Origin of the sequence: Streptomyces sp. NBC_01707, from assembly GCF_041438805.1 — a bacterium.
Lineage (GTDB): Bacteria > Actinomycetota > Actinomycetes > Streptomycetales > Streptomycetaceae > Streptomyces.
Genome location: NZ_CP109190.1, coordinates 7,577,918 through 7,600,005, shown reverse-complemented (window position 1 = coordinate 7,600,005; position 22,088 = coordinate 7,577,918). Strand labels below are relative to the sequence as shown.

19 protein-coding genes are annotated in these 22,088 nt (G+C 70.3%); 5 read left to right on the top strand and 14 right to left on the bottom strand.

Translation table 11 applies throughout. The annotated features are described in order from the left end of the window. Positions 1–34: 34 nt before the first annotated feature. The 8 genes from OG963_RS34115 to OG963_RS34080 all read right to left on the bottom strand — a co-directional run bounded on the left by OG963_RS34115 (position 35) and on the right by OG963_RS34080 (position 8,854). A complete protein-coding gene (locus tag OG963_RS34115) occupies positions 35–877 on the bottom strand; it encodes a DUF1684 domain-containing protein (protein ID WP_371799784.1) in 843 nt (280 codons plus the stop codon). Positions 878–881: 4 nt separating this feature from the next. Beyond that, positions 882–2,225: an NtaA/DmoA family FMN-dependent monooxygenase gene (locus OG963_RS34110; RefSeq protein WP_093929971.1), complete on the bottom strand. Its 1,344-nt coding sequence runs from the start codon at positions 2,223–2,225 to the stop codon at positions 882–884. Beyond that, positions 2,222–3,289, bottom strand: coding sequence for an LLM class flavin-dependent oxidoreductase (locus OG963_RS34105; protein ID WP_093774971.1), 1,068 nt, complete (start codon positions 3,287–3,289; stop codon positions 2,222–2,224). Before OG963_RS34105 ends, OG963_RS34110 begins: the two co-directional genes overlap by 4 nt. Before the next feature lie 21 nt (positions 3,290–3,310). Next, the gene (locus OG963_RS34100) at positions 3,311–4,285 is read right to left on the bottom strand and encodes an ABC transporter substrate-binding protein (protein WP_093929970.1); all 975 of its coding nucleotides are present in this window, start codon (positions 4,283–4,285) and stop codon (positions 3,311–3,313) included. 52 nt (positions 4,286–4,337) lie between these two features. Next, a complete protein-coding gene (locus OG963_RS34095) occupies positions 4,338–5,090 on the bottom strand; it encodes an amino acid ABC transporter ATP-binding protein (protein ID WP_093775482.1) in 753 nt (250 codons plus the stop codon). Between the two features lie 41 nt (positions 5,091–5,131). Next, complete coding sequence (locus tag OG963_RS34090) at positions 5,132–6,031, bottom strand: amino acid ABC transporter permease (RefSeq protein WP_093774967.1); 900 nt, start codon at positions 6,029–6,031, stop codon at positions 5,132–5,134. Between the two features lie 70 nt (positions 6,032–6,101). Beyond that, a complete protein-coding gene (locus OG963_RS34085; RefSeq protein WP_093774965.1) occupies positions 6,102–7,979 on the bottom strand; it encodes an FAD/NAD(P)-binding domain-containing protein in 1,878 nt (625 codons plus the stop codon). Beyond that, positions 7,976–8,854 (bottom strand): amino acid ABC transporter permease, encoded by an 879-nt coding sequence (locus OG963_RS34080; protein WP_093774963.1) that lies wholly within the window; start codon positions 8,852–8,854, stop codon positions 7,976–7,978. Before OG963_RS34080 ends, OG963_RS34085 begins: the two co-directional genes overlap by 4 nt. A 503-nt stretch (positions 8,855–9,357) precedes the next feature. Between OG963_RS34080 and OG963_RS34075 the strand changes: the two genes are divergently transcribed. Further along, positions 9,358–10,305: an ABC transporter substrate-binding protein gene (locus OG963_RS34075; protein ID WP_093774961.1), complete on the top strand. Its 948-nt coding sequence runs from the start codon at positions 9,358–9,360 to the stop codon at positions 10,303–10,305. A 33-nt stretch (positions 10,306–10,338) separates the two neighbouring features. Here the strand turns inward: OG963_RS34075 and OG963_RS34070 are convergent, their stop codons facing one another. Next, complete coding sequence (locus tag OG963_RS34070) at positions 10,339–11,565, bottom strand: DUF5685 family protein (RefSeq protein ID WP_093930082.1); 1,227 nt, start codon at positions 11,563–11,565, stop codon at positions 10,339–10,341. 368 nt (positions 11,566–11,933) lie between these two features. Between OG963_RS34070 and OG963_RS34065 the strand changes: the two genes are divergently transcribed. Beyond that, complete coding sequence (locus OG963_RS34065) at positions 11,934–12,380, top strand: cell division protein SepF (protein WP_030917985.1); 447 nt, start codon at positions 11,934–11,936, stop codon at positions 12,378–12,380. Positions 12,381–12,418: 38 nt separating this feature from the next. Here the strand turns inward: OG963_RS34065 and OG963_RS34060 are convergent, their stop codons facing one another. Next, a complete protein-coding gene (locus OG963_RS34060) occupies positions 12,419–13,669 on the bottom strand; it encodes an acyl-CoA dehydrogenase family protein (protein ID WP_093774959.1) in 1,251 nt (416 codons plus the stop codon). Between the two features lie 73 nt (positions 13,670–13,742). Beyond that, a complete protein-coding gene (locus OG963_RS34055) occupies positions 13,743–15,458 on the bottom strand; it encodes an MFS transporter (RefSeq protein WP_371799783.1) in 1,716 nt (571 codons plus the stop codon). 496 nt (positions 15,459–15,954) lie between these two features. On the opposite strand from OG963_RS34055, the gene OG963_RS34050 reads away from it, so the two are divergent. Further along, a complete protein-coding gene (locus OG963_RS34050; RefSeq protein WP_319737338.1) occupies positions 15,955–16,974 on the top strand; it encodes a phosphatase PAP2 family protein in 1,020 nt (339 codons plus the stop codon). Between the two features lie 127 nt (positions 16,975–17,101). Here OG963_RS34050 and OG963_RS34045 read toward each other — a convergent pair whose 3' ends face one another. Together OG963_RS34045 and OG963_RS34040 are read right to left on the bottom strand one after the other, a co-directional pair. Then, positions 17,102–17,317 carry an I78 family peptidase inhibitor gene (locus OG963_RS34045; protein WP_030917974.1) on the bottom strand — a complete coding sequence of 72 codons (216 nt, stop codon included), beginning with the start codon at positions 17,315–17,317 and terminating at the stop codon, positions 17,102–17,104. A 407-nt stretch (positions 17,318–17,724) separates the two neighbouring features. After that, on the bottom strand, positions 17,725–18,684 hold the full coding sequence (locus tag OG963_RS34040) for a YafY family protein (RefSeq protein WP_093929966.1): 960 nt from the start codon (positions 18,682–18,684) through the stop codon (positions 17,725–17,727). 571 nt (positions 18,685–19,255) lie between these two features. Between OG963_RS34040 and OG963_RS34035 the strand changes: the two genes are divergently transcribed. Together OG963_RS34035 and OG963_RS34030 are read left to right on the top strand one after the other, a co-directional pair. Continuing rightward, complete coding sequence (locus OG963_RS34035) at positions 19,256–20,038, top strand: hypothetical protein (RefSeq protein ID WP_093775478.1); 783 nt, start codon at positions 19,256–19,258, stop codon at positions 20,036–20,038. 137 nt (positions 20,039–20,175) lie between these two features. Beyond that, the gene (locus OG963_RS34030) at positions 20,176–20,490 is read left to right on the top strand and encodes a hypothetical protein (protein WP_093774953.1); all 315 of its coding nucleotides are present in this window, start codon (positions 20,176–20,178) and stop codon (positions 20,488–20,490) included. Positions 20,491–20,601: 111 nt separating this feature from the next. Here OG963_RS34030 and der read toward each other — a convergent pair whose 3' ends face one another. Beyond that, positions 20,602–22,071 carry a ribosome biogenesis GTPase Der gene (gene der, locus OG963_RS34025; RefSeq protein ID WP_030917962.1) on the bottom strand — a complete coding sequence of 490 codons (1,470 nt, stop codon included), beginning with the start codon at positions 22,069–22,071 and terminating at the stop codon, positions 20,602–20,604. Positions 22,072–22,088 lie beyond the last annotated feature (17 nt).

Sequence of the window (22,088 nt, the reverse complement as noted above, 5' to 3'; positions counted from 1 at the left end):
TACGAGGGTGGGTCGCCGGTTCGTCAGCGGTACGTCAGTTGTCGATCCGGTTCCGCTCCCCCGCCTCGACCGCGACGGGAAGGGTGTTGCCGGGGGGCGGGAAGGGGCAGATGAAGTGGTCGGCGAAGGCGCACGGCGGCAGCACCGCGCGGTTGAGGTCGACCGTCACACTGCCGTCCTCCGCCGGCGCCGCGGGCCGCAGGAAGCGGAAGCGGTAGCTGCTCTTCCCGCTGGTGGCGTCGGCGAAGACCGCCCAGAGCGAGCCCTCCTGCTCGACCGCGACCTGCAGGGTGTGCTCCGTTCCGTCCACCTCGAAGGCGATCTCACCGCCGAGGCCGAGTCCGCGCTCGACTCCGTCGGCGTTCTCGACCCGGACCGAGCGGGTGGTGCCGTACGACCGGAAGGTGCCCGTCAGCGCCCAGCGGGCGTCGTACGACGTCGCCTCGATGGCCCGGAAGGATTTCCGCGCTGCGGAGTCCGGGTCGAAGTCCCGTACCGCCCACAGCCCTTCACGGTTCAGCACGACCAGCCGCCGCTCGCCGTGCGCGACGCGGGAGGCTTCGATCGCGCCGCGGTCCGCGGTGAGCCGCACCTCGCCGGTGAAGGGCTCCCCGTCGACGGTGAGCCCGTCATCGGGGACGGCTGTGAGCACCAGTTCGTCGCCGTCCTCCCGCCACTGCCCGGGGACGGCCGGAATTCGACCCTCCGGGTGGTCCGACAGCCAGTGCGTGCCGGTGAGGGAGAGCGGTCCGTACGGTGCCGAGACCGTGGCCGTGCGCTCCTCATGCCAGCGGGTCCATTCCTCCTCCGCCTGCCGCACCTGCCCCACTTGTTGCGCCTGCCCCACTTGTTGCGTCTGCTGCGTGTCCGTGCTCATGCGATCAATCCTTCCCTACCGGATCGGCCAGCCCGAGATGGGACCGGAGAGTGGAACCGGTGTATTCGGAGCGGAAGGCTCCGCGTTCCTGGAGGAGCGGGACGACCCGGTCGACGAAGTCGTCGAGGCCGCCCGGGGTGAGATGCGGTACGAGGATGAAGCCGTCGGCCGCGTCGGTCGAGACGAACTCGATGAGCTCCGAGGCGACTGTCTCCGGGCTGCCGATGAACGACTGTCGCCCGGTCGTCTCGATGACCGTCTGCCTGATGGACAGCCCCTTGGCCTCGGACAGCGCGCGCCAGCGGGCCGCGACGGCGAGCGGGTCGCCGATCCTGACCCGGCCCTGGACCAGTCCGGAGTCGGGGTCCGGGTCGAACTCGGGGAGCGGCCCGTCGGGATCGTACGAGGAGAGGTCGCGGCCCCAGACCTGCTCCAGGGCGAGGATCGCGTTCTGCGGGGAGATCTGCTGGCGGCGGATCTCGGCCGCCGACTCCTGGGCCTCGGCGTCGCTGTCGCCGAGGACGAAGGTGACGCCGGGCATGATCTTCAGATCGTCGGGTTGCCGGCCGTACTTCGCCAGCCGCGCCTTGACGTCGGTGTAGAAGGTGCGGCCCGCCTCCAGCGTGCCGTGCCGGGTGAAGACGACGTCAGCGGCGGACGCTGCGAACTCGCGGCCTTCCGGGGAGTCCCCGGCCTGGATGACGACCGGGTGGCCCTGCGGGGAGCGCGGGACGGTGAACTCGCCCTCGATGGTGAAGTGCTGCCCCTGGTGACGGAAGGGGCGCGCGGTTCCGTCGGGGGTCCAGGTGTCCCACAGTTCGCGGGCGGTGGCGACGAACTCTGCGGCCCGGGTGTAGGGGGTCCCCCCTGTTCGAGCGGAGCCGAGAACTTGGGGGAGGTCGGCCCGGTCGAGATAACCGCCGCGCCGGAAGTTCTCCCCGGTGAAGGCATCGGAGGAGGTGACGACGTTCCAGGCGGCCCGGCCGTCGCTGAGGTGGTCGAGGGTGGCGAGCCGCCGGGCCAGTTCGTACGGCTCGTTGAAGGTCGCGTTGACCGTGGCGGCGAGGCCGAGCCGGTCGGTGACGGCGGCCAGAGCGCTCAGCACCGTGAGGGACTCGGGTCGGCCGACCACGTCCAGATCGTGGATCCGCCCGTTGTGCTCGCGCAGCCGGAGCCCCTCCGCGAGAAAGAAGAAGTCGAACCTGCCGCGCTCGGCCGTGCGGGCGAGGTGCTCGAAGGAGGAGAAGTCGATCTGGCTCTTCGAGCGGGGGTCGGTCCAGACAGTGGTGTTGTTCACGCCGGGGAAGTGGGCGGCCAGGTGCATCTGCTTCCGCGTCGGTGCGGTCATGCTCGTCCCTCCGCAAGGGCGTATCGGTTCGCCGGGCGCGCCAGTCCCAGGTGCTCGCGGAGCGTGCCTCCCGGGTAGAAGGTGCGGAACAGGCTGCGGTGCTGAAGCAGGGCGACGGTTCCGTTGACGATCCGTTCGAGATCGCGCTCCGGTGTGATGGGCGTGAGGTGGAAGCCGTCGACGGCTCCGGCCCGGTGCCATCGGGCGATCAGTTCGGCGAGGTCGACCGGGCCGCCCCGGTAGTACGAGCCCCCGGCGGCGAGCGGCGGTCCGCTCTCCAGACCGGGTTCCGGCGCGGTCTCGGCGTCCCCGAGGTCGACGGTGAGCGCCACCAGCACCCGCAGGGTGTCGGGGTCGCGGCCGTACGCCGCGGCGCGGCGCCGTACGTCCTCCCGGATGCCCGCGGCCTGCTCGGGCGCGGTGGCCCGTACGAGTACGACATCGGCGTGGCGTGCGGCGGCGGCCTGGCTCGGTCCGCCCGTCCCGTCGATCACGGTGACCGGGTGACCCTGCGGTGGCCTGGGCACGATGGCCGGTCCACGGACGGTGAACGTCGCGCCCTCGAAATCGACGTAGTGCAGCTTGTCGCGGTCGATGAAGCGGCCGGTGGCGACATCCCGGATCTCCGCGTCGTCCTCCCAGCTGTCCCACAGCCGGGCTCCGACATCGGCGGTCTCGCCCGCTTCGCGCCACAGCTCGGCGGCGGGCGCGGCGGACCGCCGGCCGAACAGCCGGGCCTCGGCCTCGGTCGCCGACACCTCGGCGCTCCAGCCCGCCCGGCCGCGGCTCACCCAGTCCAGGGTGGCCACGGCGGACGAGACATGGAACGGCTCGGTGTGGGTGGTGGTGACGGTCGGGACCAGCCCGATCCTGCGGGTGGCGGGCGCGACCCGGGAGAGCACGGCGAGCGCGTCGAGTCCGGGGCGGGCGAACGAGTCGCCGAGGGTCACGAAGTCGAGTGACCCGCGCTCGGCGAGCCGGGCGAGCTCGACGTAGTGCAGGGCGTCGTAGTGGGGCGGGCCGCCGATCTCGGCGGCCAGATGAAGAGCGGTGGTGGCAGACATCGCTGTGCGTACCTCTCGGGCTCAGTTCTTGGGCTTGGGAAGGCCGGGCGGGTTGATCTCGGACTTCTCGACGGCCTCGTCGGAGAGCCCCCAGCGCCCCAGCACCTTGGCGTACGAGCCGTCTTCGATGATGTGGTCGATGGCGGCCGCGTACGCCTCGACCAGGCCGCTGTCCTTCTTCGTGGTGGCGGCGATCTTCCCCTGGAGTCCGTCGCCACCGCCCGACAGCGTGCCGACGACCTCGGACCGGCCGGCCGACGCCACGTGGTAGTTCACCGACGGGCTGGGGCCGAGATAGCCGTCGATCCGGCCGGACTGCAGGGCCAGGTAGTAGTCGGTGTCCTTCTGGAAGTACTTGATGTCCACCGGCTTGCGTCCGGCCTTGACGTTCTGCTCGCTCCAGTCGACGAGGATCTTCTCCTGGTTGGTGCCGGACGCGACTGCGACGGTCTTCCCCGCCACGTCCTCGGGGCCCTTCACCTTCCAGCCGGAGCCCTTCTTGGCCTCGAAGGCGATGTTGTCGAGCCGGTAGGTCGCGAAGTCGTACTTCTCCTTGCGTTCCTCGGTGACCGTGACGTTCGACAGGACGCCGTCGAACTTGGAGCTGTCGAGGCCGACGAAGAGGTTCTCCCAGGAGACCTCCTCGAACTCCGGCTTCAGCCCGAGCGTGTCGGCGATCAGGGTCGCCAGGTCGATCTCGGAGCCGATCCGGGTCTTGTCGTCGGTGGCGTAGAAGCCGAGCGGCGGCGAGGCGTCGGCGCTCGCGCCCAGCCGCAGCGTGCCGCGTTCACGGACGGCTGCCGGCACCTTCGCCGCGATGGCGTCGACCTTCTTCTCCCGGATCCGGTGCTGGTCGGGGCCGATGTCGATGCCGGTGCCCCGCTGTCCCTTCGGGTTGATCTCGTCGGTGGCGGCGTCGCTCGTACCGCAGGCCGTGAGGAGTCCGGCGGCGGTGAGGGTGGCGAGCGTGGCGGCGAGGGTACGGCGGACGGGCACGTGGGCGCTCCTTGCAGGCGGTGCGGAAGGGGTGGGAAGGGACATGGGAGGGTCACAGGACCTTGGAGAGGAAGGCGCGGGTGCGCGGGTGTTCCGGACGGTCGAGTACGTCGGCGGGGGTGCCCTGCTCGACGATCCGTCCCTCGTCCATGAAGACGACGGTGTCGGCGACCTCGCGGGCGAAGCCGATCTCGTGCGTGACGACGATCATCGTGGTGCCGCCGTGCGCCAAGTCCTTGATGACATCGAGGACTTCGCCGACCAGCTCGGGGTCGAGCGCCGAGGTCGGCTCGTCGAAGAGCAGCAGCTTCGGTTCGAGAGCGAGGGCGCGGGCGATGGCCACGCGCTGCTGTTGCCCGCCGGAGAGCTGCTTCGGGTACGCCCCCGCCTTGTCGGCGAGCCCGACGCGGGCGAGGAGCTTCTCGGCGGCGGAGACCGCGTCCTTGCGGGGGCGGCGCCGGGCGGAGACCGGCGCCTCGATGATGTTCTCCAGGACTGTGAGGTGCGGAAAGAGATTGAAGTTCTGGAAGACGAAGCCGATCCGGGTGCGCTGGCGCAGGACCTCGCGTTCGCGGAGCTCGTAGAGTTTGTTGCCGTCCCTGCGGTAGCCGACCAGGGTGCCGTCGACGCTGATCCAGCCGTTGTCGACCTTCTCCAGGTGGTTGATGGTGCGCAGCAGCGTGGACTTGCCGGACCCGGAAGGGCCGAGGACGACGGTCACCTCTCCGGCGCGTACGGACAGATCGATGCCGCGCAGGACTTCGAGAGTGCCGAAGCTCTTGTGCACGGCGCGGATCTCGACCATGGCGTCGGGGACGGCATCCGTGGAATCGGCAGTGGTGGCGCTCATCGCGCGGCCCCCTTGGCGTAGTGACGTTCGACGTAGTGCTGGAGGACGGAGAGCACGGTGGTCAGGAGGATGTACCAGACGGTGGCCACCATCAGCAGAGGCACGACCCTGCCGTTGCGTCCGTAGACGACCTGGACCTGGTAGAAGAGTTCGCCGATCGCCATCACGGAGACGATCGAGGTGCCCTTGAAGAGCGAGATGATCTCGTTGGCGGCGTTCGGCAGGATGGAACGCATCGCCTGCGGCAGCACGATCCGCCACAGCTGCCGGTGCCGGGGGATCCCGAGCGCGGCGGCTGCTTCCAATTGGCCACTGTCCACGGCGAGTACGCCGCCGCGGACGATCTCCGCCGCGTAGGCCGCCTGGTGCAGTGCGAGCCCGAGGACGGCCGCGCTCATCGCGCCGACGAGGTTCATCGTGTCGAAGGAGAAGAAGCCGGGGCCGAACGGGATGCCGAACCGCAACTCCTTGTAGAGGTAGGCGAGGTTGAACCAGAAGAGCAGCTGGACGATGAGCGGTATGGAGCGGAACGCCCAGATGTACGCGTAGGCGACCGCACCGAGGAACGGACTGGCCGACAGCCGCATGAAGGCGAGCACTATGCCGAGCGCGAAGCCGAGCACCGTGCCGTAGAAGGTCAGTTGGAGGGTGATCCAGACGGCCTCGAGGACGGTCTCGGCGGTGAAGAAGCGGGCGAAGACGTCCCACTCCCAGCCGGGGTTGGTGACCAGACCGTGCAGGAACTGGGCGAGCAGGACGGCGGTGGCGACGACGGCGGCCCAGCGCCAGGGGTGGCGCACGGGGACGACGGTGAGCGCGCCGTAGTCGATGGCGGAAGCGGCATCGTCCTGGGGCCCGGTCGTCCTGTCGAGAGGTGGATCGCTGGTGAGCGACATGAGGATTCCTTGGAATACGGGCCATGGGGCCAAGGGCGGAGGGGGCTGAGGAGGTGGGACGGCACCGCGGTCAGGCGCTGAGGCGGTCGCCGCCGTCCGTTCCGTCGCTGCGGTCGACGCCGTCGCTACAGAGCGGGTCGCGGAGGAACGCCAGAGCCGTCCGTGCGGTGGCGTCGTTCTGCCGGAAGGCCGGGCCGCCGGTGCGCGGCCGGGTGAAGGCGCCGCTCGCCCGTGCGGTGGTGTGCGGGCCGAGGGCGAAGCGCCGGGGGTGCGGGCGGCCGTCGCGGCCCAGGATCCGGCCGTCGTCGGGGTCGACGGAGAGCAGTCCGGTGGCGGTGGCGGCGGCTCCGTCCTCGTACAGTGCCTGGAGGATCGGGCTGCGGGTGCGCTCCGGTGACGGATCCGGCAGCCGGGCCTCGACCAGTGCGCGGGCCTCGATCCACTCCCCCGCAACGGTGGCGCTGCCGGCCCGGAAGACGCCGCGTTCCTCGTCCGCCTCGACGGTCATTCCCGCGCCGAGGAAGCGGACGACCCCGGCCCGCGAGAGGGCGAGCAGCTGGTGCAGACGGGGTCCCGGCGGGCCGGACGCGAGGTAGCTGAAGAAGCCGTGCCACCAGCCGCCGATGTCACCGAGCCGCATCAACTGCCCGTAGACGGAGAGCAGTCCGAGGAAGACGGCGAGGTCCTCGCTGTGCGTGGGGTCGTGGCGGCGGTCGAGGTCGGCGGTGATGTACTCGCGCAGCCCGACCTGGAGTGCGTCGTACGACGGGTGGTGCACGCCGTCCAGCGGGTGGTCGAGCGCTTCGAGGTCGAGCCGGTCAGCCGGGTCGGGCACGGCGGCGACGACGAGGGCGCGCAGCTCCTGGCTGCCCGGGTCGGCGGCCGTGTACTTCTCCTCGAAGACCTGCCAGTCGACGGTCGTGCGCTCGGCGTGGGCGGCGAAGAGCCGGTGGTAGTGGGCGTATCCGAGTTCCTTGTCGACGAGTGGCCACACGTCGCGCCGGAAGTCGAGCGGGCCGGGCCGGCTCAGCAGCTCTGTGGTCTGCTCCGGGCCGAGGAAACGCGGCAGCGGCGGCCGTTCGCCCTGCCGGCCGTAGCCGATCTTGGAGTGGTACGGGACACCACGCCGCGACCCGACGTGCAGGACGGGCTCCTTGCCGGAGGGCAGGTATTCGCCGTTCTCGTACCGCCCTCCGCGTCCTTCGGTGAGCAGCACCATCAGATCGATGAAGGCGAGCCCGAAGCCCCGGACGATGACCGGTTCACCGGCGGGCAAGGCGGTCAGGTCGCTGTCGGCGGTGAAGTCGGGCGGCAGGTGGACGAGCCCGTGCCGGTTCGCGAACTGCGTCAACTCGACGTGTTCGTGGGCGGGTTCGGCATCGAGGTGACCGATGGTGAGTACGACGAGGTCGGCGGTCAGCGGTTCGGCGCGCCCCTCCAGCCAGACGTGCTGACGGCCGTCGCGCCGCCCGGTGACGCGCAGGGCGTGCCCACGGTGCTCATGCACGGTGATGCCCGCCGGAAGCGCGGCCACCGCCTGCTCGTACACCCATCCCAGATACGCGCTCTGCAGCTGCCTGCTCGGGAAGTCGTGTCCTTCCAACGCCTTTATCCGGTCCAGGAGTTCCGGTTCGACTCCAAGGGCGACCCGGCCGTCGCGGACGTCGGCCGCCCAGGTGTGCAGTGCGGGCCCCGGACGTATCGGCCCCTCCTGCTGGACCGTGTCGTCGGTGAACATGGTGACGTCCTCGGCCATGGAGTTCATCCAGAGCAGCGGGGACTGGTCGCGCCGCCAGATCCGGCCGCCGCCGGGCGGGTACGGGTCGACGAGATGGATGTCCAGCCGCCGGCCTTCGTACAGCTCGGGGGCGTTGGCGGCGATGCGCTCGATGAGGCCGGTGCCGCGTGGCCCGGCGCCCACGATGACGAGGGCCGGCCCGACGCTCACCGGGCACCCGCCGTGCCACGGGCGTAGTGCCGTTCGATGTAGTGCTGGCCGACGCTGAGCAGCGAGGTGACCACCACGTACCAGAGAGTGGCGACGAGCAGCAGAGGGATCACCTGGTAGGTGCGGTGGTACACGAGTTGCACCGAATAGAGCAGGTCCTGCACGGCGATGATGCTGACGATCGAGGTGCCCTTGAGCGTGCCGATCAGCATGTTCCCGGCGGGCGGGACGATGGAGCGCATCGCCTGCGGCAGCACGATCCGGCGGAACCGGCGCCAGGCGCCGAGGCCCAGCGACTGAGCGGCCTCGATCTGCCCGCGCTCGACGGACAGGATGCCGCCGCGGACCACTTCGGCCGCGTACGCGGCCTCATGCAGGGTGAGGCCGATGACGGCGACCGTGACGGGCCCGAGGAGGTTCACCGTACGGACACCGAGGATCTCCGGGTAGAGCGCACCGATGTTGAACCAGAAGAGCAGCTGGACCAGGATCGGGGTGGACCTGAAGAGCCAGACGTAGCCCCAACTGACCGCCTGAAGCACACGGTTGGCGGAGAGCCTGAGTACCGCCAGCAGTGTGCCGAGGGCGAAGCCGAGCGCCATGACGAGGGCGGTGAGCCAGAGGGTGAGGCCGAGGCCGCGCAGGACGGAGGCGGTGCTGAAGTAGTCGCCGACGACGTCCCACTGGAAGGCGTCGTTGCGGATGACCGAGTTCAGCGCCAGGGCGAGCAGCAGCAGGACCACAACGGCCGCTGTCCACTGGCCTGTTCGGCGCACCGGGACGATCCGCAGGCGGTCGGCGTCATTGTCCTTGCCGCTGCCCTCGGAGAGCGGGGCCGGGCGTGATTGAGGAAAGGCATCTGTCTGCGCAGACATGCGAAGGCTCCGTGGATGCAGAGATCGAACACGGGACGTGCCTTCACGGAAGAACACAACGCGGACCGGGCCCCTCAGCGCGATCCGCTTCAGAGGTAAGCGCTGTTCACGACATATTGTCAAGCCTGTCCACACTGTGAGTCATACGTCTCAGGTCAGTTGACGGACCAGTGGATGGCCTGTTCCACTTGGGCCATGCATTCGCAGCAGTGGCTGGTCAAGCGCTCCCACATCGACTTCGGTCGCGTGTGGTCCTCCTCCTGTTGAGCTGACCCCCCTGCGGTTTCTCGCGTCCGTGCCTCGCGCCGTGTCCGGCGCCTGAGCACCGTTCCCTGCGCGTCTTCACGTACACAACGTCGCTGCACCCTCCCCTCAGGCTGTTCGCCGTTCCGAGCTTCCTCCGCTCTTCCTTCGCCCCGCCCGTGGCCGTGCTGCCGTGGCGCGCCGCCCGGCGCTGCCCGGCTGCCCCGCGCACGGTCGACGAACCTGGAGAACCACACCTCATGCCCCGTACCCGGCACACCGCCGCCTTCGCGCTGATCACCGTCGCCGCAGTCGCTCTCACCGCGTGCGGGTCCGGCGATCCCGCAGCAGCTCCGGCCGGCGCGGCCGGCCCGGCCGCCTCCGCCAAGGGGAGGGTTCCGACGCAGGACGTCGTGTCGTCGGTCAAGAAGAACAAGGCCGCGGCCGCGCTGCTGCCCCCCGATGTCCGAGCCGCCGGCGCGCTGACCATCGCCTCCAGCGTCGGCACACCGCCCGGTGCCACCTATCTGCCGGACGGGAAGACCGTGGCGGGCACCGACATCGACGTCGCGGACGCCGTGGCCAGGGCGCTGGGCCTGAAGCTGAAGCGCGAGGTGGCCGCCTTCGAGGCGATCCTGCCTGCGCTGGGCAGCGGGAAGTACGACCTGGGGACGGGAAACTTCGGGGTCACCGACGAGCGCCGCCGGACGATCGACTTCGTCACGTACCTCAATGACGGGCAGGGCTTCGCGGTCCGCGACGACAGCAAGCTGGCGAAGGTCACCGATCTCACCCAGCTCTGCGGCCTGACCGTGGGCACCGCCGCGGGCACCACCTTCGAGGTGACGCTGGAGGAGAACAAGCACCGGTGCGCCGAGGCGGGCAGGAAGCCGTACGACGTGAAGACCTACTCCGACCTGGCGGCCGTCTGGGCCTCGCTCCAGCAGGGCCGCAGCGACGTGGTGATGTCGACCATCAACGGGTTGCGCTATGCGGTCGAGCAGCAGGAGGGCGTGCGTTTCCTCAATGAGTTCAAGCGGCTCGACGTCGGCTTCGCGTTCAAGAAGGGCACTCCGCTGGCGCCCGCCTTCCAGGCGGCGGTCAACGGGCTCAAGGCGGACGGAACGTACGACCGCATCCTCAAGAAGTGGGGCATCGGCGCGTCGGCGATCGAGTCCTCCCGGATCTCGCCGCCCGAGATCAAGTGATCCCGGGGCCGTCGAGCCGGCCCGGGGCGTGGCTCAGCAGTCGCACCCGCAGTCGCAGTCGCAGCAGTCGCAGGAGCTGCAGCAGTCCCCGCAGTTGCCGCAGCAGTCGCACGCATCGCAGCAGTCGCTGCAGTCGCACTGGCTGCACAGCCCCTCGCGCCGCTGCCGGCTCCACGGGTCCTCGAAGGTCCCGCAGCACATCTGGCAGGTGCAGGCGAGGCCCGCCCACACCAGACAGCCCGTGATCAGCCCACGCCGGTCACGCGGCGGCTCCGGCGGGGGCTGGGGCGGGCCGAACGGGCTGCCGGGGTTGTTCGGCGCGTACGGATTGCCCGGCGGCGGCCCGAAGGACCCGGTCCGCCGCAGCCCCGCCGCGCCGCCCGGTGCCTTCGCGGAGGGCTCCGTCCGCTGCCCGTCCGTCAGATCCTCATCGGTGCGCCGCGCATCCTCCTGGTGCGAGCACGTCTGCGTGGCGAAGGCCCGGTCCACCGAACGCCGCAGTTCGTGCACGAGCAGCACATGCGTCAGCTTGTCGTCGGTGAATTCGGCGTCGCCCAGCGCCAGCCGCACACCACGCAGCGCGTCGTCGCACAACCGCCGGGCCTCTGCGCGCGAGGTGCCGGTGGCGGTGAGCGGATTCCAGGCACCCGACGCGGCGTCAGCTTCCTGGTCCTCCACGGCATCCAGCAGATGTGCGAGCCGCCCGAAGAGCCGGCCGGCCTCGGCGAGAGGCTCGGCGTTCCACGGCCGGCCCGCGAGCGCGGCGGTGTGGGCGAAGGCCGCCGCGGTGGCCGACTCGGTGGGTTCGGTGACCGTCAGCAGCGGGGTGCCCGGTCCGGCGAGCCGCTCGACGCCGGCCTGCCGGTCGACGGCGTCCACGAGGACGGCGGTGTCGAATCCCAGCTCCGCGCCGGTACGCGCACCGGCCCGGTCCCAGCCCGCGGCGACCCGGCGGGCGGCCGCGGCGACCGGGCGGCGCCTCAACAGCCCGTCCCCGTCCGCTATGTGGTCCCGTACCTTCGCCGAGGCGAGCACCAGCGAGACGGCGGCCGCCAGCCTGGCCCCCTCGCCTCGGGCGACCGGAGCGGTCCGCATGGAGCGCAGTGGACAGGGCCCCGCGGTACGTCGCCATCCGGTGGTGCGCTCGGCCTGAGCCTCCGTCAGGACCGAGACGATCAGGCCGTCATAGTTCGTGACGATCCGGGCGAACTGCCCGTGGTCCGAGCGAAGTGCGAGGCAGAGCCCACAGAGATGGGCCATCCACTCGGTCTTGAGGCCCTCCGACAACCGATGGGCGCAGGGCCTGACTATTCCGAACACGACGATCCCCCGAGAGTCGTTCCGACGTGCGCCGCACTCGTGCGTGTGCGCGACGGGCATCGTATCGAGTGACCCGTTCACCCGTACGCACCTCACGTCACCCGTACGGACCGGGACATCATATTTTCTTTTCACCAGGGGCCCTATGCAGGAGGAACCTTGACGAATCGCCACATCTTCTGCACCAGTAACGTCACGAATCCCCTGCGCGCCGACTATCCACTTGGCGCACGATCCGCATCATGGTCGACCATAGGGATACGAATGAGATGCGGAACACCAAGGAACCGCGGTGAGAGGAGGCGTCCATGGGATCGGTGCGCAAGGCGAGTGCCTGGCTGGGCCTCGTAGAGGACAACGACGAGCGTTACTACGACGACGATGACGAGTACGCCGAGGGTGCACGGACCGGGACCGGCAATGCCTGGGTGACCGACCCACGGGTGCAGGTGGTCTCCGAGGCGGCCGAGGAGACGGGCCGCCGGATCGCCACGGTCACCCCGGACAGCTTCCGGGACGCCCGCGGTATCGGCGAGCTCTTCCGGGACGGCGTCCCTGTGATCATGAACCTCACGGCCATGGACCCCTCGGACGCGAAGCGTGTCGTGGACTTCGCCGCGGGGCTGATCTTCGGACTGCGCGGGTCGATCGACCGCGTCGCCACCCGGGTCTTCCTGCTGACCCCGGCCGACACCCACGTGGTCAGTGGCGAAGCCGCCGGCCGACCGGCCGACGGCTTCTTCAACCAGAGCTGAGCAGGGCGCTCGCCGGAAGGTCCGGCAGGCGTCCGGTTCTACCGGAATGCGTCCAGACCGGTGAGTGCCTTGCCCAGCACCAGCTGGTGCATCTCCACGGTGCCCTCATAGGTGAGCACCGACTCCAGATTCGTCGCATGCCGCATCACCGGGTACTCGAGCGAGATCCCGTTGGCGCCGAGAATTGTGCGTGAGGTGCGGCAGATCTCGATCGCCTCCCGCACATTGTTGAGCTTTCCGAAACTGACCTGCTCCGGGCGGAGCCTGCCCGCGTCCATCCGACGGCCCAGATGGTGGGCGAGCAGGATGCCCTTGTGCAGTTCGACGGCCATGTCCGCGAGCTTGGCCTGAGTGAGCTGGAAGCCGCCGATCGGCCTCCCGAACTGTTCCCGGGTCTTCGCGTAGTCGACCGCTGCCTCGAAGCTGGCGCGTGCGGCGCCCATGGCTCCCCAGACGATGCCGTAGCGGGCGTGGCTGAGGCAGCTGAGCGGACCGCGCAGGCCGGTGACCCCGGGGAGTACGGCATCGGCGGGCAGCCGTACCTCGTCGAGTACCAGCTCACTGGTGACGGAGGCGCGCAGCGACCACTTGTGCTTGATCTCGGGCGCCGAGAAGCCGGGGGTATCGGTCGGCACGACGAAGCCGCGGATGCCCTCGTCGGTCTGTGCCCAGACGACGGCCACCCCGGCCACCGAGCCGTTGGTGATCCACATCTTGCGGCCGCTGAGGACCCAGTCTCCCCCGCTTCCGACATCGTCCGAGGCGGCGGCACCCCCCGGTTCCCGCTTGGCGTACGTCCGCATCCCGGCCGGGTCGGAGCCGTGGTCCGGCTCGGTGAGCCCGAAGCAGCCGATGATCTCGCCGGCCGCCATCCCGGGCAGCCACCGCTCCTTCTGCTCCTCGGAGCCGAAGCGGTGGATGGCGTACATGGCGAGGGAACCCTGGACGGAGACGAGCGAGCGGATCCCGGAGTCCGCCGCTTCGAGCTCCAGGCAGGCCAGGCCGTACTGGACGGCGGTGGCGCCCGCGCAGCCGTACCCCTGGAGGGACATGCCGAGGGCACCGATCGAGCCGAGCTCGCGGGCCAGCTCACGGATGCCGGGCAGCTCGCCGTTCTCGTACCACTCGGCGATGTGCGGCAGGACCCGGCTGTCGGCCCAGGCACGGACGGTGGAGCGGATCGCGAGGTCCTCGGGGCCGAGCAGATCGTCGATGCCGATCGGGTCGGCGGGGTCGAAGGGCGGCAGCTTCGACGGCTTCGCGGACTCAGCGGACTCGGTGGTGGACATGAGAGTGCCTCCGGCGGCTCGCACGGTACTAAAACTAGCAGTGTTAGTTATGGCGTCGTGCTGACGTTACGGCTCAGTGTGCCGCTCGTCCAGAGCCGGTGGCCTCGGCGGGTTGCCGCCGGACAGGCAGCGAACGGGGCGGGTTCCGACGTCCCTGTCCAGGGGCTCCCTGGGGACCGTGGAACGCCTTGGTCTCACGGGACTCGTGGTCGCCCTGCACATCGTGCGGATCGCAGAGAACCCGCGGCGGGCACTCCATCACCCGCGGCAGCCGCAGCGCCGCGAGCGCGCCGAGCAGCAGCAACCCCGCGCTGACCAGCAGCGTCACGTGCAGACCGTTGACGAAGGCGTGCCGGGCCGTGGTCCGGAGCACCTGGCCCAGCGGACCGCCCAGCCGGGACGCCACCTGATAGGCCTCGCCCAGCGAGTGGGAGGCGGCGGTGGAGGCCTCGGCGGGAACGCCCGCCCCGGAGAGCTTGGCCAGCCCAGGGGTGTAGGCGGCGTTCATCACGCTGCCGAGCAGCGCGATCCCCATGCCCGCTCCCAGCTGGTACGAGGTCTCGCCGATGGCCGCCGCGCCACCGGCCCGGTCCGCCGGGGCCTCGCTGAGCATCGATTCGTACGCACCGAAGAGCGTGGACTGGAGCCCGAAGCCGAGCACGACGAACGAAACGGTCAGCAGACCGGGCCGGTCGTGCTGCCCCATCAGGGTCAGGAGCAGCACCGAGGCCGCCGTGAGCACGAAGCCCCAGCCGACCATCCGGCGCGGGCCGACCCGGCGCAGGGTGTACGAGCCGGTGGCACCCGCCGCCATCGCGGCGAAGGTGAGCGGCAGCAGCCGCAGACCGGTCTCCAGTGGGCTGAGGCCCAGGACCAGCTGAAGGTACTGGACCGCGATCAGTTCGAGACCGACCAGGGCCAGCATGGCGAGGACGATGCAGCCGACCGCGGTGGAGAAGGCGGGTCTGGCGAACATCCCTATGTCGATCAGTGGATGCGTACGGCGCTTCTGCCGGCGTACGAACGCGACGATCAGCGCGCCGCCCAGGAACAGCGGCACGAGGGTGGCGAGGACGAAAATCCCCTCGCCGGTGCCCGCGCGCTTCACACCGAGGACCACACCGAGCACTCCGGCCGCGGCCATCAGCGCGCCGAACACGTCCCAGGGGCCGTCATCGCTGCCCCGCGACTCGGGCAGCAGCAGCCGGCCGATCGGAAGGATCAGGGCCATCAGCGGGATGTTGATCAGAAAGACCGAGCCCCACCAGAAGTGTTCGACGAGGAAACCGCCGATGACGGGCCCGGTGGCCGCGCCGACCGCGGCGACCGCGGTCCACACTCCGATGGCGACGGCCCGCTCACGCCGGTCGGGGAAGACCTGGCGGAGGATCGACAGGGTCGCCGGCATGATCATCGCGCCGCCGACCCCGAGCAGGGCGCGCGCCGCTATGAGGACGCCCGGGCTGTCGGCCATCGCGGCAACCGCGGAGGCCACCGCGAAGAGGGCGTAGCCGAGCAGCAGTATGCGCCGGCGGCCGACCCGGTCACCGAGGGTCCCGAAGAGGATCAGCAGCGAGGCACAGACCAGTGGATAGGCGTCCACGATCCACAGCAGACCGACGGCGCTCGGCCGGAGGTCCTCGGTGACGGCGGGGACGGCCACGTGCAGCACGGTGGCGTCGAGCGCCACGAGCAGCAGGCTGAGGCAGAGGACGACCAGGACGACCCATCGGTTGGCACCGTCGGCGGCTGCGCGCAGCCGGAGTCGGGCTGTGGTCGTCCCGGACATGCATGTACCTCCCAAAAGGCCTCGCGCTCGGCAGGCCAACCGGGGATGCAGCGTCTGCTGCCCCTCCAGGCCCGGCATCGACGGGCGAGTGATCCGTCAGCGTACGCGAGTTCGGCGTTGCCACACGTGGTCCATCTCATACCTCGGCGGGCCATGGAGTGTGGCGTACGCCACGCCGGACTCCTCACCCGGCCCCCGACGGACGGCGCCTGTCGCCGCCGTGGGTGCACACCGGACCCGCCCCGTGACCGGCCCTGCACCGTCCGTTCACCCCGGGCGCGACGGCCGCAGAAATGCAAAGGGCATCGTTCTTTGTTATTCGCGGATACCCAAACACTCTTCCGAAATGAGTGCGGGAAAATGGATCGCACGGTCTCCGGGATTCGCCGAACGGTCAGGAAAAGATGCCTGGCTGAGACATAGTCCACATCACATCGTCATCACAAAGCGGCCGGATCGACCGGAACGCGCACTCACTCGCTGTAACGTCGATTGGGTGCGTACCGACATCTTTGCCCGGCTGGACCGGGAGCCGGAACCGCCGAAGATAGAGCCACCGCGGATGAGCCGTCACCGCATCGCTCTCTTCGGCGGGACGTTGGCGTTCTATCTCGCCATCGTCTTTGCCGTGCTGATCGGCTCCTGGCTGGTGACCCTGGACTGGAAGGTCATGCTGTTCCGGCCCTACCAGCAGTGGCCCGGAATCCATGCCTTCCTCGACTACTACGTGGTGCTGGGCCAGCGAGGCCCCACGGCCGTGATGGTCGCCTGCTGGCTCGGCTGGCGCTCCTGGCGGCAGCACACCCTGCGGCCCCTGCTGACGCTGGGCGCCTCACTGCTGCTGCTCAACCTGACGGTGGGCGCGGTCAAGCTCGGCCTCGGCCGGCTCGGCCCGCACTACGCGACCCAGATCGGCTCCGCGGAGCTCTTCGCCGGCGGCGATATATTCCCGTCCGGGCACACCGCCAACGCGGTCGTGACCTGGGGAATCCTCGCGTACCTGGCCACCACTCCGAGGGCCAGGCGCTACCTGTCGGCCGTATCGGCGGTGGTCTCGCTCGGGGTCGGGCTCACGACCGTCTATCTCGGCACGCACTGGCTCAGCGATGTGCTGCTGGGCTGGGCCGCGGGGCTGCTGATCCTGCTCGGCCTGCCGTGGGCCGAGCCGCTGATCACCCGCGCCGAGGACTGGATCTTCGCGGTACGCGAGCAGTGGCGTGCGCGGGGCAGGACAGTGCCTTCGGTGCCTGTCGCGGCCGGCGGACCCCGGACCGTGCTGCTGCCGCAGCGGGCCGGTTCCGATGCCATGGACGAGGACCCGGCGCTCGAACCGGTCGCGGCGGGAAGCCTCGCGACGGCCGCGGCCCCGGCGGGCACCCGGCCACGGGCCCACACGACGCACACGGTGCGCTCGGAGCGGACACCCATCACCCCGGTCGGCAGCCGCCGCCCGCCGCACGCGGACCGTACACCGCGCGGCGGCACCAGCCCGGCCCGCCCGATGAGCGGCGGCTGACGGACCGCACCCCCACGTATCGGGGACGGGTACGCACAGCCTCACCCCGCACAGTCAAGGCCCCGACCTCGGTCGGGGCCTTGCTCGTGTCGCGGGTCTGTCGCAGCGGTCCGGCGGCGGTGCGGTCTCAGCCCACCCAGCAGCGGGTCACGACGGCGTCGTCGACCTCGAAATTGATCCGTCCGGCCCGGTACTCCATGGTGATGATCGCGCCCGGCGGCAGGGATCTCACGCTGCTCCAGCCACGCGCGCGGGCCCTCCGCTCGGCGGCTTCGGCGGCGAGGCCGACATACGCGCCGGGTGTGTCGTCGGGCTGTGCGGGAGGAGTCGGTATAGGTGCCATGTCTCTCACCGTAGGCCGCCCCGGACGGGTACGGAAGCCTGGCTCCGACGGCGGCGCGGCATCCTCACGTACGCCACCGGTCACGCTTGTGTCACAGGATCACCACACACGTTTACTCGAACTGCTTCACTCGAACGTGCGATCCGTAAGCCGACGCACAGTAATCGAAGACGCCGAAGAATGATCTCGGAACGGGCGGAGAAACCTAACGGATTACGGCATCCCAGGTAGTCGAAATTCCTGCCCCGGCGGCGCCCGGAAAAGCAACCGAGCACCGGGAATTCACGCTTCCTTACGGCGGCCTTATCTTTTGGACACGATATCCACACCATCGGACCGGGACGGCCGCCGACATCCACCCGTATACCGGACACAGCGAGTTGACAGACGAAAGAGCACGCCGCGGTTCAGTCGAGCGCCCGGGACAGCCGGTCCCTGGCGGCCCTGATCGCTTCGTTGAGCTCCGGCGGCTCGACGACTTCGAAGTCGAATCCCATGAGCATCACATGGACCACGAGAACGTCCAGACCCGCCGCGCCCGTCCGCAGCAGGCAGCTGTCCTCGTCGATCCGCTCCAGCACGCCGGAGGACGGTGAGATCCGCTCGGCCGCCCGCTCGACGGGCACCTTCAGCCGGATCACGGCATGCGCTGCGTACGCGGCGGTGGAGACGCCCTGGGAGACATAGGCGGCAAGGTCCTCGGCGGGTGGGCGGCGCGGGACGAAGCGGGGACCGTGCGGCGGCGTGGGGGTGATCCGGTCCGCCCGGAAGGTACGCCAGTCCGCGCGGTCCAGGTCCCAGGCGACGAGATACCAGCGGCGCTCGGTGCACACCAGCCGGTGGGGTTCGACGATCCTGCGCGACGCGGAGCCGTCATGGGCGCGGTAGGCGAAGCGCACCCGCTCGCTGTCCCGGCAGGCCCCGGCCAGCTCGGTGAGAACCCCCGGGTCGACGGTCGACGCGTCGGGGCCGCGCAGCATGGGCACGGTGAAGGCGCCCAGCGCGCTCACCCGCCGTCGCAGCCGGTTCGGCAGTACCTGCTCGAGCTTGGCGAGTGCGCGTACGGAGGTCTCCCCGATGCCCTCCACGCCGTGGCCGGCCGCCGTGCGCAGCCCGACCGCGACGGCGACGGCCTCCTCGTCGTCGAGGAGCAACGGCGGCAGCTCGGCCCCGGCACCGAGCTGGTAGCCGCCGCCGGTGCCAGGGCTTGCGTTGACCGGGTAGCCGAGCTCGCGCAGCTTGTCGACGTCGCGTCGGACGGTCCGGGGGGTGACACCGAGCCGCTCGGCGAGCTCGACGCCGGACCAGTCCCGGTGGGCCTGCAGGAGTGAGAGCAGGCGCAGCAGTCGTGCCGAGGTCTCCAACATGGGACGAGTCTGCCAGCGGTTGCGGACAGCTACCGTCCGCGATCCGGATCGGCCTGCCGCGGTGCCCGGCTCCAGCCGGGCGCAGAGGTCGTCACCGACCGAGCAGGGCGCCCGGCGCGAGGTCGTCACGGTGACGGAAAGCCGCCACGATCCCGTTGTCACGCTCCTCCGCCGGCGCACCGGCGGGGTGGGACGTCGCACGGATGACCCCCTGCACGAGGCACCGTTCCCCCGATTCGACCGATGTGCTGCGGGTTGCGCCTGGGGTGACGGTGAGAACCGGCTGCCGTTTCACAGGACACATGGACGCTTTTCAGCCACTGGATACGTGCTCTGATTTCCTGATTTGTCGACCTGTCGTCGTATCCACCCCTCCCCGCCCGGTCTCGCCGATGCGGGTTCGATCAGCGGGTATCGACCGGGAGTAAACCCATCGGTCCCCCGATTCACCCTCCGCGTCGGATGGTTCGATTCCGTTCCCTTTCCCGCGTGACCCCGGCCGCAGCTCACCCGTTGTCTGTTCATGAGCCGGGAACCGCCCGGCGCACGCACCGAGTTCGAGGAGCCACCCGTGCCGCGCATGCTCGACGTCAGCGAGGACGTACGCGCCGAGATCGGCGACGCCGAAGCCGATCGGCTGCTCGTCGGCGACAACGCCCCAGGCAGCTACGACTGCACCTCCTGCCGCACCCCGGGCGACTCGGAGCAGGAGCGCACCAGCACGGTGCTGTTCGTCGGCGACGAGACCGCCGTGCTCGCCTTCGCCCACGCGACCTGCATCCCCTCCCAGGTCGTCCAGGTCTCCGAGGAGCAGCTGCAGGGCGCCGTGCGCAGCATCACCGGCAACGAGCCGGAGACCCCGCAGGGCCTCATGCCCGAGCAGGCCGTCCTGGGCATCACCAGCGGACTCGTCCTGATCGACGACGAGCTCCACCCGGCGCTGGTCGTCGAGCCGACCGGCGCGATCACCCGCCCCGGCACCTACGGCAGCGGGGGCGACGAGTTCCTGCAGCTCCTGCTGGAGCAGGGCTTCCACCCGGTCCACCGGATGGACCAGGTGCCCGCGGTGCTGCACGGCTGGTCGATCCTGCTCGCCATGGGCCAGCTGCACGCCGTGCTCCAGCCCGGGACGGGCGGCGGCGCCCCGGTCGCCTGGTGGCAGGCCCACGCACCGCTGCAGGTCACCGATGGCTGGCGGGCCGCGGCCAACAAGTCCCAGACCGTGCTCGTCTTCGCCGCTCCGGTGGGATCGATCGGCCAGCAGCCCCGCGAGGACCTGCTGCGCGACGCGCTGGAGAAGGCCGCGGCGAGCGGCCTCCTGGTCGCGGCCGCGATGCCGCTGGCCGGGACCTGATCATGTCCGTACGCTCCTCGCACCCCCGGCGAACAGCGATTTCTCCGCCGGGCCCGCATCCGACGGCCGATGGGGTCGTTGGCACATACGTGCACTCATACGACCCCTCCCACCAGCGCCCGAGCCCGATCCCTGCCATGCGTCCGCCGCAGGACCGCTCGGGCGGTCAGACCCATACCCCGATCTACGACGCGCTGTACTCCGAGTACCGCCGGTCGTTCCGGGCGCTGCCAGGTGATCGGAGCGGCGAGGAGAACCTGGGCTTCGTGGCGTTCGGGACCGGCATGTTCGGCAGCCGGGCCCCGCTGAGCGGCCACTCGGGCCACTCCAGCCACATGGGCCACTCCGGCTCGGGCACGCACACCGGAAACCTCGGTTCCTGGCAGCGGGTCGGCCGGCACGCCGGGCGTCCCCAGCCGGCCGCACTGCCCCCGGGATCCCGGGGAGCCTGACCGCACGGCGAGGCCCTGGCACGACGAAGCCCCGCACCGTTCACAGCAGGGACGGTACGGGGCTTCGTCATGTCCGGCGCCATGGCCGGGACGGAGCGGATCAGGCCCGCGTCACTTCTTGCGGCCGCGCTTCTCGCGGACCCGCACCGAGATGTGGATCGGGGTGCCCTCGAAGCCGAACTCCTCGCGCAGCCGGCGCTCGACGAAGCGGCGGTAGCCGTGCTCGAGGAAGCCGGAGGAGAACAGCACGAACCGCGGCGGCTTGGTGCCGGCCTGGGTGCCGAAGAGGATGCGGGGCTGCTTGCCGCCGCGGACCGGGTGCGGGTGGGAGGCCACGATCTCACCGAGGAAGGCGTTCAGCCGGCCGGTCGGGATCCGGGTCTCCCAGCCCTCGATCGCGGTCTCGATCGCCGGGACCAGCTTCTCCATGTGGCGGCCGGTGAGGGCCGAGACGTTCACTCGGGGGGCCCACGCGATCTGCGCGAGCTCCGTCTCGATCTCGCGCTCCAGGTAGTAGCGGCGCTCCTCGTCGAGGGTGTCCCACTTGTTGTACGCGACCACGAGCGCGCGCCCGGCCTCCACGGCCATGGTGACGATGCGCTGGTCCTGGACGCTGATGGACTCGCTGGCGTCGATCAGGACGACGGCGACCTCGGCCTTCTCGACGGCGGCAGCGGTACGCAACGAGGCGTAGTAGTCGGCGCCCTCCTGGAGGTGGACGCGGCGGCGGATACCGGCCGTGTCGATGAACTTCCAGGTGATGCCGCCGAGCTGGATCAGCTCGTCGACCGGGTCACGGGTGGTGCCGGCCATTTCGTTGACGACGACCCGGTCCTCGTTCGCCACCTTGTTCAGCAGCGACGACTTGCCGACATTCGGACGGCCGATGAGGGCGATGCGGCGCGGGCCGCCGAGCGCGGTGCCGAAGCGCTGCGCCGGGGCCTCGGGCAGTGCTTCGAGGACGGCGTCGAGCAGGTCGCCGGTGCCACGGCCGTGCAGCGAGGAGACCGGGTGCGGCTCGCCGAGACCGAGCGACCAGAGCGCGGTGGCGTCGGCCTCGCCGCTCTGGCCGTCGACCTTGTTGGCGCACAGCACGACGGGCTTGCCGGCCCGGCGCAGCAGCTTGACGACGGCCTCGTCGGTGTCGGTCGCGCCGACGGTCGAGTCGACGACGAAGACGACCGCGTCGGCGGCCTCGATCGCGTACTCCGCCTGGGCGGCGACGGAGGCGTCGATGCCCAGCACGTCCTGCTCCCAGCCGCCGGTGTCGACGACCTTGAAGCGGCGGCCGGCCCATTCGGCCTCGTACGTGACACGGTCCCGGGTGACGCCGGGCTTGTCCTCGACGACCGCCTCGCGGCGGCCGATGATCCGGTTCACCAGGGTCGACTTGCCGACGTTGGGGCGGCCGACGACGGCGAGGACGGGCAGCGGGCCGTGGCCCATCTCGTCGATCGCGCCTTCGACGTCCTCGACGTCGAAGCCCTCCTGCGCGGCGAGCTCCATGAACTCCGCGTACTCGGCGTCGCCAAGCGCTCCGTGCTCGTGGTCCGAGCCGTCGGAGTGAATCTGGTCGTTCATGAAGTCCGTTCCTCTTT